Source organism: Streptomyces sp. NPDC002156, assembly GCF_053593675.1.
The window spans coordinates 1-15824 of record NZ_JBSFDA010000057.1 but is presented as its reverse complement, the minus strand read 5'-3'; the positions used below and the strand labels follow the sequence as shown (position 1 = coordinate 15824).

Sequence of the window (15824 nt, the reverse complement as noted above, 5' to 3'; positions counted from 1 at the left end):
TCGTCCGGGATCATGAGTCCCCCCGTAGCGCCACCCGGCTGGAGCCGCTGGCTCGTTCCTCCGGCCGCCCTCTCGGTCCATCTCTCCATCGGCCAGGCCTACGCCTGGAGCGTCTTCAAGCCGCCCCTGGAGTCCGCCCTCGGCCTCAGCGGCACGCAGAGCGCGCTGCCCTTCCAGCTCGGCATCGTCATGCTCGGCCTGTCCGCCGCGTTCGGCGGCACCCTCGTCGAGCGCAACGGCCCGCGCTGGGCCATGACCGTCGCCCTGGTCTGCTTCTCCTCCGGTTTCCTGATCGCCTCGCTCGGCGCCGCCACCGAGCAGTACTGGCTGATCGTCTTCGGCTACGGCTTCGTCGGCGGCATAGGCCTCGGCATCGGGTACATCTCGCCCGTCTCCACCCTGATCAAGTGGTTCCCCGACCGGCCCGGCATGGCCACCGGCATCGCCATCATGGGCTTCGGCGGCGGCGCGCTCATCGCCTCGCCCTGGTCGGCGCAGATGCTGGAGTCGTTCGGTTCCGACAGCTCCGGGATCGCGCTCGCCTTCCTGGTGCACGGACTGTCGTACGCCGTGTTCATGTCCCTCGGGGTGCTCCTCGTGCGGGTGCCGCGCGGCGACAAGCCCGCCGCGGGCGGGGCGAGCGGGCCCAGTGCCCTCTCGGGCGTCCAGGTCTCCGCGCGCAGTGCCGTGCGGACCCCGCAGTTCTGGTGCCTGTGGGTCATCCTCTGCATGAACGTGACCGCGGGCATCGGCATCCTGGAGAAGGCCGCGCCGATGATCAAGGACTTCTTCGCGGACAGCTCCACACCGGTCTCGGTGTCGGCGGCGGCCGGCTTCGTCGCGCTGCTGTCGGCGGCCAACATGGCGGGCCGGATCGGCTGGTCGTCCACCTCCGACCTGATCGGCCGCAAGAACATCTACCGCGTCTACCTGGGCGTGGGCGCGCTGATGTACGCCTCGATCGCCTGGTTCGGGGACTCCTCCAAGCCGCTGTTCATCCTGTGCGCGCTGGTGATCCTCTCCTTCTACGGCGGCGGCTTCGCCACCATCCCCGCCTATCTGAAGGACCTCTTCGGGACCTACCAGGTCGGCGCGATCCACGGGCGGCTGCTCACCGCCTGGTCCACGGCCGGTGTCCTCGGCCCGCTGATCGTCAACTGGATAGCCGACCGGCAGGAGGAGGCGGGCAAGACCGGCTCCGCCCTGTACGGAATGTCGTTCTACATCATGATCGGACTGCTCGCCGTCGGCTTCGTCGCCAACGAACTCGTCCGTCCCGTCGACCCCCGCCACCACATCCCCGCACCGAAGGAGGCCGCCGATGGCCGGCGAGAGCAGTCCGTCTGAGAGCGCGGGACCGCCCGACCGGCGGCCCTTGATCGCGTTCGCCTGGGTATGGGTGGGGGCCCCGCTCTGCTACGGGGTCTACGAACTGGTACAGAAGGCGACACAGCTGTTCACGGGGTAGGTGTTCGGTCGCCATGGGGTCTGATGGAAGCCGACAACCCTGCCGCGCGAATCCTGTGGCATCGCGTGCCGTCGTACTGGTGAGTCACTGATCAGACTGGTGGATCCCGCTACCGAAATGCAGTAAGGGGACCCACTCATGAACGGCTCGCGCATCGCCGCCGTCGGTCACTACCAGCCCGCCAAGGTGCTCACCAACGAGGACCTGGCGGGTCTGGTCGACACCAACGACGAGTGGATCAGAAGCCGGGTGGGCATCCGTACGCGCCACATCGCCGGCCCCGACGAGCCCGTCGACGAGCTGGCCGCGCACGCCGCCGCCAAGGCGCTCGCGGCGGCCGGCCTGGCCGCGAGCGACATCGACCTCGTCCTCGTCGCCACCTCCACGGCCGTCGACCGCTCCCCGAACATGGCCGCCCGGGTCGCGAACCGGATCGGCATCCCCTCGGCGGCCACGATGGACCTCAACGTCGTGTGCGCCGGCTTCACCCACGCCCTGGCCACGGCCGACCACGCCGTACGGGCCGGGGGATCGCAGCGCGCCCTCGTCATCGGCGCCGACAAGATGTCCGCCGTGACGGACTGGACCGACCGCACGACCTGCGTACTCGTCGGGGACGGCGCGGGCGCGGCGGTCGTCGAGGCCTGTCCGGCGGACGCGGACGGTCCCGCCGGAATCGGGCCCGTGCTGTGGGGTTCCGTGCCCGAGATGGGGCACGCGGTACGGATCGAGGGCACGCCCTCGGTGTTCGCGCAGGAGGGGCAGAGCGTGTACCGCTGGGCCACCACCCAGCTGCCGCGCATCGCCCGCCAGGCCTGCGAGCGCGCGGGCCTGGCCCCCGAGGACCTCGCCGCCGTCGTCCTGCACCAGGCCAACCTGCGCATCATCGAACCGCTGGCCGCGAAGATCGGCGCGGTGAACGCCGTCGTGGCCCGCGATGTCGTCGAGTCCGGCAACACCTCGGCCGCCAGCATCCCGCTCGCCTTCTCGAAGCTGGTCGAGCGCGGCGAGATCTCCACCGGCGACCCGGTCCTGCTGTTCGGCTTCGGCGGCAACCTCTCGTACGCCGGACAGGTCGTCCGCTGTCCCTGAGTGCCCCGGTGTCCGTGCGCCCTCCGGCTCCTGTGCACCGTGGACTGTAGACGAAAGACAATCCATACTGGCGTCCCGGCTGCTCTGCGCGGCGCTGACCCAGGGGGACCGCGATGTTCTCGACGACAGGACTGCCGCAGGGCGCGGTACCGAAGCTCGAACGTCCCGGTCCGCTCCGTGACCGGGTGTACGAGGCGCTGCTCGAACTGATCACCACCCGTGCCCTGCAACCTGGTCAGCACCTCGTCGAGAGCGAACTCGCCGGGCACCTGGGGGTGTCACGGCAGCCGGTGCGCGAGGCGCTCCAGCGGCTCAACACGGACGGGTGGGTCGATCTGCGGCCGGCCCAGGGCGCCTTCGTGCACGAGCCGACGGAGGCGGAGGCGGACCAACTCCTCACCGTCCGCACCCTGTTGGAGGCCGAGGCCGCCCGGCTCGCCGCCACGGGCGCCGACCGTGCCGGCATCGAGGTGCTGGAGCAGCTGTGCGCCGAGGGCGAGCGGGCGGTGACGGAGGACGATGTGGACGGTGCGGTGGCGTTGAACGCCCGCTTCCACGCGAAGGTCATGGAGCTGGCCGGCAACACGGTTCTGGCGGAGTTGGCGGCGCAGGTGGACCGCCGGGTGCGCTGGTACTACACGCCGGTGGCCCGGCAGCGCGGTCGGCAGTCGTGGATCGAGCACCGCGAACTGATCGCGGCGATCACGGACGGTGACGGGCAGCGGGCGACGGAGGTCATGCGGGCCCATACGGAACACACCCGCAAGACGTACCACGAGCGCCCGCGCGACTGAGCGCTCCGCCGGGCTTCCGGCGTCTGGGGTTTCTTCGGGTCGTGTGCCGCATGCCCTACTTGCCGCCCAGCACCGCCTGCGTCTGTGTCGTCTGGCCCACCCGTCTGCCCTCGTCGTCGTACAGATCCGTCTGTACGACGACGAAGGACCGGCCCACATGCAGTGGCCGTGCCTCGGCCCTGACCTTGCCCGAGCGGACGCCTCGGAAGAAGTTGGTCTTCGACTCCACCGTCGAAGTCCCCGCGCCCGGCGGCAGATTGAGGAACGCGCACACCGCACCGACGGTGTCCGCGAACGCCATCAGCGCACCCCCGTGCAGGGTGCCGCCCACCGTGCACAGCCGCTCGGACCACGCCAGCACGCCCGTGGTGCGTTCGGCCCCGGCCTCCTCCAGCTCGATGCCCAGCTCCCCCGCGAAGGGCAGCGCGGCGAGGATCGTGGCGGCGAGTTCGCCGGGGCGGGGAGCTTCGGGCGGCGTGGTCATGGCTGTCCTCTCACGGTGACGGGCGCGGGCTTCGCCAGTGTGCTGTCGCGGGCGGGCCGGGTCGATGACCCGCGAGGTAATGCGCCCGGCGTCGGTACGCGCCCCTCCTTTGTCCTCTCAGAGGAAGAAGTCGGCGGCAATCTGTGCGCAACTTCTTCCCAGTCCCGGCAGCCGCTGCTACGTTCCACTCGAAAGCCCGGCGAAGTGGCCGGAAATCATGGCTGGTTGGTGCCTGACTAGGCGGGGAGGGGCTCGTGAGACGTATGACCGCACGACCCGCGAACGCCCATCAGGCCCGGCTGCTGCGGCTGTTGCGTGACGGTGGGCCCAACTCCCGGGCCCAGCTGGGGGACCAGGTCGACCTGTCCCGGTCCAAGCTGGCCGTGGAGGTGGACCGGCTCCTGGAGACGGGCCTGGTCGTGGCCGACGGACTCGCCGCCTCGCGCGGTGGCCGCCGCTCCCACAACATCCGGCTCGCCCCCGCCCTGCGCTTCCTCGGCGTCGACATCGGCGCGACCTCGATCGACATCGCGGTCACCAACGCCGAACTGGAAGTGCTGGGACACCTCAACCAGCCCATGGACGTACGCGAGGGCCCGGTCGCGGTCTTCGAGCAAGTCCTGTCCATGGCGGCCAAGTTGAGGGCCTCCGGGCTCGCGGAGGGGTTCGACGGCGCCGGTATCGGCGTCCCGGGCCCGGTCCGCTTCCCCGAGGGCGTACCGGTCGCCCCGCCGATCATGCCCGGCTGGGACGGCTTCCCCGTACGGGAGGCGCTCAGCCAGGAACTGGGCTGCCCGGTCATGGTCGACAACGACGTGAACCTGATGGCGATGGGGGAGCAGCACGCGGGCGTCGCCCGTTCCGTGGGCGACTTCCTCTGCGTCAAGATCGGCACCGGAATCGGCTGCGGCATCGTCGTCGGCGGTGAGGTCCACCGCGGGGTGACGGGCAGCGCCGGCGACATCGGACACATCCAGGCCGTGCCCGACGGCCGCCCGTGCGCCTGCGGCAACCGGGGCTGCCTGGAAGCCCACTTCAGCGGCGCCGCACTCGCCCGTGACGCCAAAGAGGCGGCCCAGCAGGGACTTTCGGAGGAACTCGCGGCCCGGCTGGAGGCGAGCGGCGCCCTGAGCGCCGTCGACGTCGCCGCCGCCGCTGCCGCCGGGGACGCCACCTCGCTCGACCTCATCCGCGAGGGCGGCAACCGCACCGGGCAGGTCATCGCCGGCCTGGTCAGCTTCTTCAACCCCGGCCTGGTGGTGATCGGCGGCGGGGTGACCGGCCTCGGCCACACCCTGCTCGCCGCGATCCGTACCCAGGTCTACCGGCAGTCACTGCCGCTGGCAACCGGCAACCTGCCCATCGTGCTGGGGGAGTTGGGCCCCACCGCCGGAGTCATCGGCGCGGCCCGGCTCATCAGCGACCACCTGTTCTCACCCGCGTAGCCACTCCGTACCTACGGATCATCAGTCCCGTACCTACGGCTCACCAGTACAGCGCCCTGCTCTGCCCTGCCCTGTTCGAAAACGCCTGCTCAGCAAGCGACTTGCCCACCTTGGGATCTGCCCTGCAACCGGCCCGCACGCCCGCCAAGGGGAACCGTCATGGCACCAGAACCACCGCTGCTCAGCATGTCCGGCATCACCAAGTCGTTCCCCGGCGTCCGGGCCCTCGACGGCGTCGACCTCGACGTCCAGGCCGGTGAAGTGCACTGTCTGCTCGGCCAGAACGGCGCCGGGAAGTCCACGCTCATCAAGGTCCTGGCCGGCGCCCACCAGCCCGACGACGGCACCATCACCTGGCGCGGCGAACCGGTCAACCTGCGCTCGCCCATCGCCGCCATGCGCCTCGGCATCGCCACCATCTACCAGGAACTCGACCTGGTGGAACACCTGTCGGTCGCCGAGAACGTCCACCTCGGCCATGAACCCACGACCGCCGGATTCGTCGTACGAGGAAAGGCGGCGAAGTCCTCGACTGCCGCACTGCTCAGGCGACTTGGTCATCCTGAGGTCGATCCCGGGCGGCTGGTGGGGGAGTTGTCGGCGGCGCAGCAGCAGATCGTGTCGATGGCGCGGGCGCTCTCCCACGACGTACGGCTGATCGTCATGGACGAGCCGTCCGCCGCGCTCGACCCGGAGGAGGTCGACAACCTCTTCCGCATCGTCGGGGACCTGACCGCCGACGGGGTCGCCGTCGTCTACATCTCGCACCGGCTGGAGGAGATCCGCCGCATCGGCGACCGCGTCACCGTCCTCAAGGACGGCCGGGCGGTGGCGGGCGGACTCCCCGCGAAGTCCACGCCGACCCGCGAGGTCGTCGCCCTGATGACGGGACGGAACGTCGAGTACGTCTTCCCGGAGCGGCCGGCGACCCCGAGGGACGCGGTCGGCACACCGGTCCTCGAAGTCCAAGGGCTGGCCAGAGAAGGCGAGTTCGCGCCCGTCGATCTCACCGTGCGACCCGGTGAGATCGTCGGCCTTGCCGGACTGGTCGGATCCGGGCGCTCCGAGATCCTGGAGACGATCTACGGCGCACGCAAGCCGACAGCCGGTCAAGTCTGCGTCGACGGCAAGGCGTTGCGGCCGGGCAGCGTACGGGCCGCCGTGCGCGCCGGACTCGGCCTCGCCCCCGAGGAACGCAAGGCGCAGGCCCTGCTGATGCTGGAGTCCGTCACCCGCAATGTCTCGGTCTCCTCCATGTCCCGTTTCGCACGAGGGGGTTGGATCGACCGGGGCGCCGAACTCGGCGCCGCCCGCGCCGCCACCCGTGAACTGTCGCTGCGGCCCGACAACCCCTCCGTGCCCGTCCGGACCCTCTCCGGCGGCAACCAGCAGAAGGCGGTCCTCGCCCGCTGGCTGCTGCGCGGCTGCCGGGTCCTGCTGCTCGACGAACCGACCCGGGGCGTCGACGTCGGCGCCCGCGCCGAGCTGTACGCGGTGATCCGCCGCCTCGCCGACGAGGGCCTCGCCGTGCTGCTGGTCTCCAGCGAAGTGCCCGAGGTGCTCGGCCTCGCCGACCGGGTGCTCGTACTGCGCGAGGGACGCGTCGTGCACACGGCACCGGCCCGCGAACTCGACGAACACCGCGTACTCGACCTCGTGATGGAAGGAGCCCCTGTGGCCAGCGCAAGCTCAGCGGCCGGCAGCTCTGTGGCCGATGCTGCATCTTCCCGGGGGGCGTCCCCCGGACCCCCGGCAGGAAAACAGGTCGGCCCGGAAGACCGGCGTGCACCTCGCGAGGCAGACCCGAGCATCCCCGCACCCCGTGGCTCCGCGGACGGTGCTGCATCTTCCCGGGGGACGACTCCCGGACCCCCGGCAGAAGAACAGGTCGGCCCGACTGACCCGCATGCACCTCGCGAGGCAGACCCGAGTGACCCCGCGGCCGGTAGCCCTGCGGACGGTGAAAGGGGCCCGGCATCATGACGCAGCCCGTCTCCCCGCCGCGCGACAGCACCGACAAGGTGCCGTCGACCGGTCAACTCCCTGCCTGGAAAGGCCTGGTGGCCCGCGCCGACGTCCGTACCCTCTCCCTTCTCGGCGTGCTCGCCGCGCTGATCGTCGTCGGCGGCATCACCAAGCCCGACGAGTTCCTCGACACCCGCAACCTCCAACTCGTCCTCACCCAGGGCTCGGTGATCGGTGTCGTCACCGTCGGGATGACCTTCGTCATCATGTCGGGCGGCATCGACCTGTCGGTCGGCGCGATCGTCGCCCTCGCCTCGGTCTGGGCGACCACCGTCGCCACCCAGGAGTACGGCTTCGCCGGCATCCTCTTCACCGCGGTGCTCGTCGGAGTGGGCTGCGGCCTGGTCAACGGGCTGCTCATCGCGTACGGCGGGATGGTCCCGTTCATCGCCACGCTCGCCATGCTGGCCTCGGCGCGCGGACTCGCCCTCCAGATCACGGACGGCGCGACGCAGATCGTCACGATCGACAGCGTCCTGGACCTCGGCGAGCGCGACGCGTACATCCTCGGCATCCCGCCGCTGGTGCTGGTCTTCGCGGTAGTGACGATCATCGGTTGGCTGATCCTGAACCGCACCACCTTCGGCCGCCGTACGGTCGCCGTCGGCGGCAACGCGGAGGCGGCCCGCCTGGCCGGCATCGACGTACGCCGCCAGCGCCTCTACCTCTATCTGCTGTCCGGACTGTGCTGCGGAATCGCCGCCTTCCTGCTCATCATCCTGTCCGGCTCGGGCCAGAACACCAACGGCAACCTGTACGAGCTGGACGCCATCGCCGCCGCGATCATCGGCGGCACCCTGCTCAGCGGGGGTCGCGGCACCATCGTCGGCTCCGTCCTGGGCGTCCTGATCTTCACCACGATCACCAACATCTTCGCCCTGAACAACCTGCAGAGCGACGTACAGCAGATCGCCAAGGGCGCGATCATCGTCGCCGCCGTGCTCGTCCAGCGCCGTACCGCAAGCACGACCTGAGGGAAGGGTTCACCGCCATGCCAGAGTCGACGCCTTTCACGAGCCGCAGAGGGCTGCTCTTCGGGACCGCCGCCGTCGGGGCGGGAGTCCTGCTCTCCGGTTGCACCAGCAACGAGTCCGACGACGAGCCCGCGACCAACGAGCAGCCGGCCGCCAGCGACACCCCCGGCAAGGCCGTCACCATCGGCTTCGCCGGACCGCAGGCCGACCACGGCTGGCTCAACGCGATCAACGACAACGCCAAGAGCCGCGCCAAGAAGTACTCCGACGTGACCCTGGAGATCACCGAGGGCTCGAACGACACCGCCGCGCAGATCGGCCAGATCGAGACCCTGATCAACAAGAAGGTCGACGTGCTGGTGATCCTGCCCGCCGACGGCAAGGCGCTCACCCAGGTCGGCCTGAAGGCGATGCGCGCCGGCATCCCGGTCGTCAACCTGGACCGGATCTTCAACACCCCGCAGGCGTACCGCTGTTGGATAGGCGGCGACAACTACGGCATGGGCCTCAACGCCGGTCACTACATCGGCGAGCAGCTCAAGGACGTGGACGGCGCCAAGGTCATCGAACTCGCGGGCCTCGACAACCTGGAACTGACCCAGCAGCGCACCAAGGGCTTCGACGACGCCCTGAAGAACTACCCGAACATCAAGAAGGTGGCCCGCCAGGCCGCCGAGTTCACGGTCGAGTCGGGCCAGGCCAAGATGGCCCAACTCCTCCAGGCCCAGCCCGAGTTCAACGCCCTGTGGAACCACGACGACGACCAGGGCGTGGGCGCACTCCGCGCCATCGAGCAGGCCGGCCGCGACGACTTCCTCATGGTCGGCGGCGCGGGCGCCCTCTCCGCCTTCCAGGCCATCAAGCAGGACAACGGCGTCCTGAAGGCGACGGTGCTCTACCCACCCACCATGGCCGCCTCGGCCATCGACCTGGCCCGCGCCCTGGGCCAGACCAAGGGCGTGAGCGGCCTCGCCGAGTTCGAGATCCCGTCGTCCATCACGCTCTACTCGGCGGTCGTGGACAAGACCAACGTCGACCAGTACATGCCGACGGGCTTCAAGTAGAGGACCCGGGTCAGGGGTTGGGGGCGATTTCTCAGGTGTGCGGTTCTGTCGCGCCCCAAAGGGGCGCGGGGAACTGCGCGACCAGCCACAACGCGCCGGCAGCCGAAACACCACCGCACCTGGCCCCGGAGCACACCCCCCACACAGCGCCAACGACGAGGAGGACATCCGCATGGGACTGCCGGAGGCAGACGACGCGGCGGCCGGCGAGGCCAACAAGCCGACACTTGGCATCGGCATGATCGGATACGCGTTCATGGGCGCAGCCCACTCCCAGGGCTGGCGCACAGCGGGCCGCGTCTTCGACCTGCCCCGGCGCCCGCTGCTCGCCGCGATCTGCGGCCGTGACGCCGACGCCGTCAAAGCCGCGGCGGACCGCCACGGCTGGGCGGCGGCCGAGACCGACTGGCGCGCCCTGATCGAACGGGACGACGTCGACGTCGTCGACATCTGCACCCCCGGCGACAGCCACGCCGAGATCGCCCTCGCCGCCCTCGCCGCAGGCAAACACGTCCTGTGCGAGAAGCCCCTCGCGAACTCCGTCGAGGAGGCCGAAGCCATGGTGGCGGCGGCCGAACAGGCCGAGCAGCGCGGCCAGTTGGCGATGGTCGGCTTCAACTACCGCCGCCTGCCCGCCACCGCGCTCGCCCGTTCCATGGTCGCCGAGGGCAGGCTCGGCAGCCTGCGGCACGTCCGGGTGACGTACCTTCAGGACTGGCTGGTGGACCCGCAGTTCCCGCTCACCTGGCGGCTGCGCAAGGAGGCGGCGGGGTCGGGCGCGCTCGGCGACCTGGGCGCCCACATCGTCGACCTCGCCCAGTACCTCGCGGGCGAGGAACTCACCGGAGTCTCCGCCCTCACCGAAACCTTCGTACGGGAACGCCCGTTGCCCGGCGCCCCGACGGGCGGCCTCTCCGCCGCCGCGACCGCCGGCGTCGGACAGGTCACCGTCGACGACGCGGCCCTGTTCACCGGCCGCTTCCCCTCGGGCGCCCTCGCCTCCTTCGAGGCCACCCGCTACGCGACCGGCCGCAAGAACGCCCTGCGCATCGAACTCAACGGCGAACACGGCTCGTTGGCCTTCGACCTGGAGCGCCTCAACGAACTCGCCTACCACGACGGCACCGAACCCGGCACGCACGCGGGCTTCCGCCGCATCCTCGTCACCGAACCCGACCACCCCTACCTGGACGCCTGGTGGCCGCCGGGCCACGGCCTCGGCTACGAGCACACCTTCGTCCACCAGGCCCGCGACCTCGTCCACGCCATCGCGACGGGCAGCAGGCCCCGGCCGTCCTTCGCGGACGGACTCCAGGTGCAGCGCGTCCTGGCGGCGGTCGAGGAGAGCGCGGAGAAGAACTCCGTCTACACGCCCATCACGGTTTCATCCACCACGGTCTCGCCCGTATCGGTCTGAGGAGGCTCGACGAGAATGCCGCGCGATTTCACTCTCTTCACCGGCCAGTGGGCCGACCTGCCCCTCGAAGAGGTCTGCCGCCTCGCCCGTGACTTCGGCTACGACGGACTCGAACTCGCCTGCTGGGGCGACCACTTCGAGGTCGACAAGGCGCTCGCGGACCCCTCCTATCTGGACGGCCGCCACCAACTCCTCGACAAGTACGGCCTCAAGTGCTGGGCGATCTCCAACCACCTGGTCGGCCAGGCCGTTTGCGACGCCATCATCGACGAACGCCACCAGGCGATCCTGCCCGCGCGCATCTGGGGCGACGGCGAGGCGGAGGGCGTACGGCAGCGGGCGGCGGCCGAGATCGCCGACACCGCGCGGGCCGCGGCCGCCTTCGGCGTCGACACCGTCATCGGGTTCACCGGCTCCGCGATCTGGCATCTGGTCGCGATGTTCCCGCCCGCCCCGGAGTCGATGATCGACCGCGGCTACCAGGACTTCGCCGACCGCTGGAACCCGATCCTGGACGTCTTCGACGCCCAGGGTGTGCGGTTCGCGCACGAGGTCCACCCGAGCGAGATCGCCTACGACTACTGGACAACCCAGCGTGCTCTGGCCGCAGTTGACCATCGGCCGGCGTTCGGTCTGAACTTCGACCCCTCGCACTTCGTGTGGCAGGACCTCGACCCGGTCGGCTTCCTGTGGGACTTCCGCGACCGGATCTACCACGTCGACTGCAAGGAGGCCCGCAAGCGGCTCGACGGCCGCAACGGCCGTCTCGGGTCGCATCTGCCCTGGGGCGACCCGCGCCGCGGCTGGGACTTCGTGTCGGCGGGCCACGGCGACGTCCCCTGGGAGGACGTCTTCCGGATGCTGCGTTCCATCGAATACCGGGGGCCCATCTCCGTGGAGTGGGAGGACGCCGGCATGGACCGGCTCCAGGGCGCCCCCGAGGCACTGGCGCACCTCAAGGCGTACGACTTCGAGCCGCCGTCGGCCTCGTTCGACGCGGCGTTCGGCAGCAACGACTGAGCCCTGCCTGAGTACTTCCCGAATGTTCCGGAGTACTTCCCGAATTGTTCCGGGGTGACGGCGCACCCCGGCGTATCGCACCCGCATGTACAACGAGCCCCATTCGGAGGCATTCGTGCACGCGAAAGACGGCACCACCCGCACCGGCAGAACCAAGAGTCACAGACGACACCCCGGATTCCGCAGAGCGCTCGCCCTGTTCACGGGCGCGGTGCTCGCGGGAGCGTCACTGACACTGGCCGTTCCCCAGGCCGGCGCAGCCGTCGCCGACAAGGCGGCCGCCCCCGTGGGAGCAGCCGCCGCCGAGGACTTCCAGCAGGTCACCCTCGCCAAGGGCGAACCGGAGGTCGGCGAGCCCATGTCGCTCGCCGTCCTCCCCGACCGCTCGGTCCTGCACACCTCGCGCGACGGCGAACTCCGTATCACCGACGCCGCCGGAAACACCCGGCTCGCCGGCAAGCTCGACGTCTACTCCCACGACGAGGAGGGCCTCCAAGGCATCGGCGTCGACCCGGAGTTCAGCACCAACCGCTTCATCTACCTGTACTACGCACCCCCGTTGAACACCCCGGCGGGCGACGCCCCCGAGACGGGCACCGCGGCCGACTTCGCGCCCTTCGACGGCGTCAACCGGCTCTCCCGGTTCGTCCTCAACGCCGACGGCACCCTGAACAACGCCAGCGAGACGAAGATCCTCGACGTCCCGGCCTCGCGCGGCCTGTGCTGCCATGTCGGCGGCGACATCGACTTCGACGCGGCGGGCAACCTGTATCTGTCGACGGGCGACGACACCAACCCCTTCCAGTCCGACGGGTTCACGCCCATCGACGAGCGCGCGGGCCGCAACCCGGCCTTCGACGCCCAGCGTTCGTCCGCCAACACCAACGACCTGCGCGGCAAGATCCTGCGTATCAAGGTCGACGCGGACGGCTCCTACGCCGTCCCGGCCGGCAACCTCTTCGCGCCCGGCACGGACAGGACGCGCCCCGAGATCTACGCGATGGGCTTCCGCAACCCGTTCCGCTTCAGCGTCGACAAAGCGACCGGCATCATCTACATCGGCGAGTACGGTCCCGACGCGGGCGCCGCCGACCCGAACCGAGGCCCCGCAGGCCAGGTCGAGTTCGCCCGGGTCACCGGCCCCGGCAACTTCGGCTGGCCGTACTGCACCGGCGCCAACGACGCCTACGTCGACTACGACTTCGCGACCGGCACCTCGGGCGCCAAGTTCGACTGCGCCGCCCCCAAGAACACCTCGCCCAACAACACCGGCCTCACCGACCTTCCCCCGGCGCAGGCCGCCTGGATCCCGTACAACGGCGCGTCCGTACCGGAGTTCGGCGACGGCTCCGAGTCTCCGATGGGCGGCCCGGTCTACCACTACGACCCCTCGCTCGACTCCCCGGTCAAGTTCCCGGAGGCCTACGACGGCGACTTCTTCGCCGGTGAGTTCGGCCGCCGCTGGATCAAGCGGATCAGCAGCGACGCCGACGGGACCGTCCAGTCCATCAACGACATTCCGTGGACCGGCACCCAGGTGATGGACATGGCCTTCGGCCCGGACGGCGCGCTGTACGTCCTCGACTACGGCATCTCCTGGTTCGGCGGCGACGAGCACTCCGCCCTGTACCGCATCGAGAACGCCACCGACGGCCACTCCCCGGTCGCCCAGGCCGCCGCGGACGTCACCTCCGGACAGGCCCCGCTGAGGGTGAAGTTCTCCTCCGCCGGCTCCACCGACCAGGACGGCGACGCCCTCACCTACAGCTGGGACTTCGGCGACGGCGGTACGTCGACCTCGGCGAACCCCACCCACAAGTACAGGGCGAACGGCACGTACACGGCGACGGTGACCGCCAAGGACGCCTCCGGTCGCACCGGCGGTGCGAGCGTCCAGGTCGTCGTCGGCAACACCGCGCCCAAGGTGGTCCTCCAACTCCCGCAGGACGGCCAGCTGTTCGAGTTCGGCGACGCCATCCCGTTCAAGGTGAAGGTCACCGACCGCGAGGACGGCCGGAACATCGACTGCTCGAAGGTCGAGGTCACCTTCATCCTCGGGCACGACAGCCACGGCCACCCGCAGACCTCGGCCAACGGCTGCTCCGGCACCATCCAGACCAGCGCCGACGGCGGCCACGACCCCAACGCCAACATCTTCGGGGTCTTCGACGCCCAGTACACCGACCTCGGAGGCGGCGGCCAGGCACCCCTGACCACCCACGACCAGAACGTCGTCCAGCCCACCCACCGCCAGGCCGAGCACTTCAACAACTCCTCTGGCACGGCGGTGAGTTCACGCGAGTCGGCGAACGGCGCCAAGACCGTCGGCGACATCGACAACGGCGACTGGATCGCCTTCACGCCGTACGTCCTGAGCAACGCCAAGTCGCTCACGGCACGCGTCGCCTCGGCCGGCGCGGGCGGCAAGCTGGAGATCCGCGCGGGCTCGCCGACCGGCAAGGTGCTGGGCCGGACGACCGTACCGGCGACCGGCGGCTGGGACACCTACCAGGACGTCACCGCCCCCCTCTCCCACACCCCGAAGGGCACGACCACCTTCTACCTGGTCTTCAAGGGAGCGGCGAGCGGCGACCTGTACGAGGTCGACGACTTCCACTTCACAACGGGCTGAGGGGAGTGCGCCATGCGACCAACAGGCCGAACCATCACCGCTGTTGTGGGCACGGCACTACTCCTCGGATGCGTGTCGACCCCGGCCGCCTCCAAGCCCGCACCACGGCACACCGACCGGGTGCTCGTCTTCTCCAAGACGGCGGCCTTCCGGCACGACTCGATCCCCGACGGCATCGCTGCACTCAAGGAACTCGGCGCGAGCGCCGGCTTCCGGGTCGACGCGACGGAGGACGCGACCGCGTTCAACCCGGCGAACCTCCGCCGGTACGCGGCCGTCGTCTTCCTCTCGACGACTGGCGATGTCCTGACGGACCGTCAACAATGGTCCTTCGAAAGCTACATCCACCACGGCGGCGGCTATGTGGGCATCCACGCGGCGGCCGACACGGAGTACGACTGGCAGTTCTACGGCGGCCTGGTCGGCGCCTACTTCCAGGGCCATCCGGCGATCCAGCCGGCCCGGACCGTGGTCGAGGACCGCGCCCACCCGGCGACCTCGGCCCTGGGCGCGGACTGGAACCGTATCGACGAGTGGTACAACTACCGCTCGAATCCCCGGAGTTCGGTACGTGTCCTGGCCTCCCTCGACGAGTCCTCGTACACCGGCGGCACGATGAACGGCGACCATCCGATCGCCTGGTGCCAGAACTACGCGGGCGGACGCTCCTTCTACACCGGCGTCGGCCACCTGTCGTCCGCGTACGCCGAACCCGCCCTCCGGCAGCACCTGTTGGGCGGCCTGCGCTGGGCCACCGGCAAGGCCCAGGCGGACTGCCGCCCGGAGAACGGCTACCAGCCGCTCTTCGACGGCACCTCCCAGACGGGCTGGAGACAGGCGGGCCCGGGCACCTTCACCCTCTCCGACGACGGCACCCTGACGTCGTCGGGCGGGATGGGCATGCTCTGGTACGCCGACCGCAGCTTCGGTGCCTACTCGCTGAAGCTGGACTGGAAGGCCCAAGGCGACGACAACTCCGGGGTGTTCGTGGGCTTCCCGCCCTCGGACGACCCCTGGTCGGCCGTCTCCCAGGGCTACGAGATCCAGATCGACGCGACCGACGCCCCCGACCGCACCACGGGGGCCGTGTACGGGTTCAAGTCCGCCGACGTGAAGAAGCGCGACCGCGCGCTGAATCCGCCGGGGGAGTGGAACACGTACGAGATCCGCGTGGAGGGCGAACGACTCCGCGTCTGGCTCAACGGCGTGCAGATCAACGATTTCACCAACACCGATCCGGCCCGCAGCCTGCGGGACGGCCACATCGGCATCCAGAACCACGGAGCCGACGACCAGGTGTCCTTCCGTGACATCCGGATCAGGGAACTGCCCGTGATGCCCGTGAACACGCCGGCGACCCCGGCCGCCACGGGCCACTGAGCGGCGGCGGGCGGGGGACGCCGGACCCC

12 protein-coding genes and 1 pseudogene are annotated in these 15824 nt (G+C 70.1%); 12 read left to right on the top strand and 1 reads right to left on the bottom strand.

Annotated features, from left to right (window positions below):
• Positions 1–12 precede the first annotated feature (12 nt).
• The 4 genes from ACWCRB_RS23215 to ACWCRB_RS23200 all read left to right on the top strand — a co-directional run bounded on the left by ACWCRB_RS23215 (position 13) and on the right by ACWCRB_RS23200 (position 3354).
• Complete coding sequence (locus ACWCRB_RS23215) at positions 13–1347, top strand: OFA family MFS transporter (protein ID WP_450997860.1); 1335 nt, start codon at positions 13–15, stop codon at positions 1345–1347.
• Positions 1322–1468: an MFS transporter small subunit gene (locus ACWCRB_RS23210; protein ID WP_450997859.1), complete on the top strand. Its 147-nt coding sequence runs from the start codon at positions 1322–1324 to the stop codon at positions 1466–1468. Before ACWCRB_RS23215 ends, ACWCRB_RS23210 begins: the two co-directional genes overlap by 26 nt.
• A gap of 138 nt (positions 1469–1606) precedes the next feature.
• Positions 1607–2560: a beta-ketoacyl-ACP synthase III gene (locus ACWCRB_RS23205; protein ID WP_450997858.1), complete on the top strand. Its 954-nt coding sequence runs from the start codon at positions 1607–1609 to the stop codon at positions 2558–2560.
• Positions 2561–2673: 113 nt separating this feature from the next.
• On the top strand, positions 2674–3354 hold the full coding sequence (locus ACWCRB_RS23200; RefSeq protein WP_450997857.1) for a GntR family transcriptional regulator: 681 nt from the start codon (positions 2674–2676) through the stop codon (positions 3352–3354).
• Positions 3355–3409: 55 nt separating this feature from the next.
• On the opposite strand, the gene ACWCRB_RS23195 is transcribed toward ACWCRB_RS23200, so the two are convergent.
• A complete protein-coding gene (locus ACWCRB_RS23195) occupies positions 3410–3838 on the bottom strand; it encodes a PaaI family thioesterase (protein WP_450997856.1) in 429 nt (142 codons plus the stop codon).
• Between the two features lie 263 nt (positions 3839–4101).
• Here ACWCRB_RS23195 and ACWCRB_RS23190 point away from each other — a divergent pair, with 263 nt between their 5' ends.
• The 8 genes and pseudogenes from ACWCRB_RS23190 to ACWCRB_RS23155 all read left to right on the top strand — a co-directional run bounded on the left by ACWCRB_RS23190 (position 4102) and on the right by ACWCRB_RS23155 (position 15795).
• Positions 4102–5283, top strand: coding sequence for an ROK family protein (locus tag ACWCRB_RS23190; protein ID WP_450997855.1), 1182 nt, complete (start codon positions 4102–4104; stop codon positions 5281–5283).
• Between the two features lie 159 nt (positions 5284–5442).
• Positions 5443–6963: pseudogene (locus tag ACWCRB_RS23185) on the top strand (sugar ABC transporter ATP-binding protein); the annotation flags it as partial.
• A 299-nt stretch (positions 6964–7262) separates the two neighbouring features.
• The gene (locus ACWCRB_RS23180; RefSeq protein ID WP_450997854.1) at positions 7263–8282 is read left to right on the top strand and encodes an ABC transporter permease; all 1020 of its coding nucleotides are present in this window, start codon (positions 7263–7265) and stop codon (positions 8280–8282) included.
• Positions 8283–8299: 17 nt separating this feature from the next.
• Positions 8300–9346, top strand: coding sequence for a substrate-binding domain-containing protein (locus ACWCRB_RS23175; protein ID WP_450997853.1), 1047 nt, complete (start codon positions 8300–8302; stop codon positions 9344–9346).
• Positions 9347–9518: 172 nt separating this feature from the next.
• Positions 9519–10763, top strand: a complete 1245-nt coding sequence (locus ACWCRB_RS23170; protein WP_450997852.1) for a Gfo/Idh/MocA family protein — start codon at positions 9519–9521, stop codon at positions 10761–10763.
• A gap of 15 nt (positions 10764–10778) precedes the next feature.
• The gene (locus ACWCRB_RS23165) at positions 10779–11783 is read left to right on the top strand and encodes a sugar phosphate isomerase/epimerase family protein (protein WP_450997851.1); all 1005 of its coding nucleotides are present in this window, start codon (positions 10779–10781) and stop codon (positions 11781–11783) included.
• 115 nt (positions 11784–11898) lie between these two features.
• The gene (locus ACWCRB_RS23160; RefSeq protein ID WP_450997888.1) at positions 11899–14415 is read left to right on the top strand and encodes a PQQ-dependent sugar dehydrogenase; all 2517 of its coding nucleotides are present in this window, start codon (positions 11899–11901) and stop codon (positions 14413–14415) included.
• A 12-nt stretch (positions 14416–14427) separates the two neighbouring features.
• Positions 14428–15795: a ThuA domain-containing protein gene (locus ACWCRB_RS23155; protein WP_450997850.1), complete on the top strand. Its 1368-nt coding sequence runs from the start codon at positions 14428–14430 to the stop codon at positions 15793–15795.
• Positions 15796–15824: the final 29 nt, after the last annotated feature.

Excerpts from the sequence above, each read along its gene's own strand:
- ACWCRB_RS23215 (WP_450997860.1), top strand. The coding sequence starts at position 13 with ATGAGTCCCCCCGTAGCGCCACCCGGCTGGAGCCGCTGGCTCGTTCCT.
- ACWCRB_RS23210 (WP_450997859.1), top strand. The coding sequence starts at position 1,322 with ATGGCCGGCGAGAGCAGTCCGTCTGAGAGCGCGGGACCGCCCGACCGG.
- ACWCRB_RS23205 (WP_450997858.1), top strand. The coding sequence starts at position 1,607 with ATGAACGGCTCGCGCATCGCCGCCGTCGGTCACTACCAGCCCGCCAAG.
- ACWCRB_RS23200 (WP_450997857.1), top strand. The coding sequence starts at position 2,674 with ATGTTCTCGACGACAGGACTGCCGCAGGGCGCGGTACCGAAGCTCGAA.
- ACWCRB_RS23195 (WP_450997856.1), bottom strand. The coding sequence starts at position 3,838 with ATGACCACGCCGCCCGAAGCTCCCCGCCCCGGCGAACTCGCCGCCACG.
- ACWCRB_RS23190 (WP_450997855.1), top strand. The coding sequence starts at position 4,102 with ATGACCGCACGACCCGCGAACGCCCATCAGGCCCGGCTGCTGCGGCTG.
- ACWCRB_RS23180 (WP_450997854.1), top strand. The coding sequence starts at position 7,263 with ATGACGCAGCCCGTCTCCCCGCCGCGCGACAGCACCGACAAGGTGCCG.
- ACWCRB_RS23175 (WP_450997853.1), top strand. The coding sequence starts at position 8,300 with ATGCCAGAGTCGACGCCTTTCACGAGCCGCAGAGGGCTGCTCTTCGGG.
- ACWCRB_RS23170 (WP_450997852.1), top strand. The coding sequence starts at position 9,519 with ATGGGACTGCCGGAGGCAGACGACGCGGCGGCCGGCGAGGCCAACAAG.
- ACWCRB_RS23165 (WP_450997851.1), top strand. The coding sequence starts at position 10,779 with ATGCCGCGCGATTTCACTCTCTTCACCGGCCAGTGGGCCGACCTGCCC.
- ACWCRB_RS23155 (WP_450997850.1), top strand. The coding sequence starts at position 14,428 with ATGCGACCAACAGGCCGAACCATCACCGCTGTTGTGGGCACGGCACTA.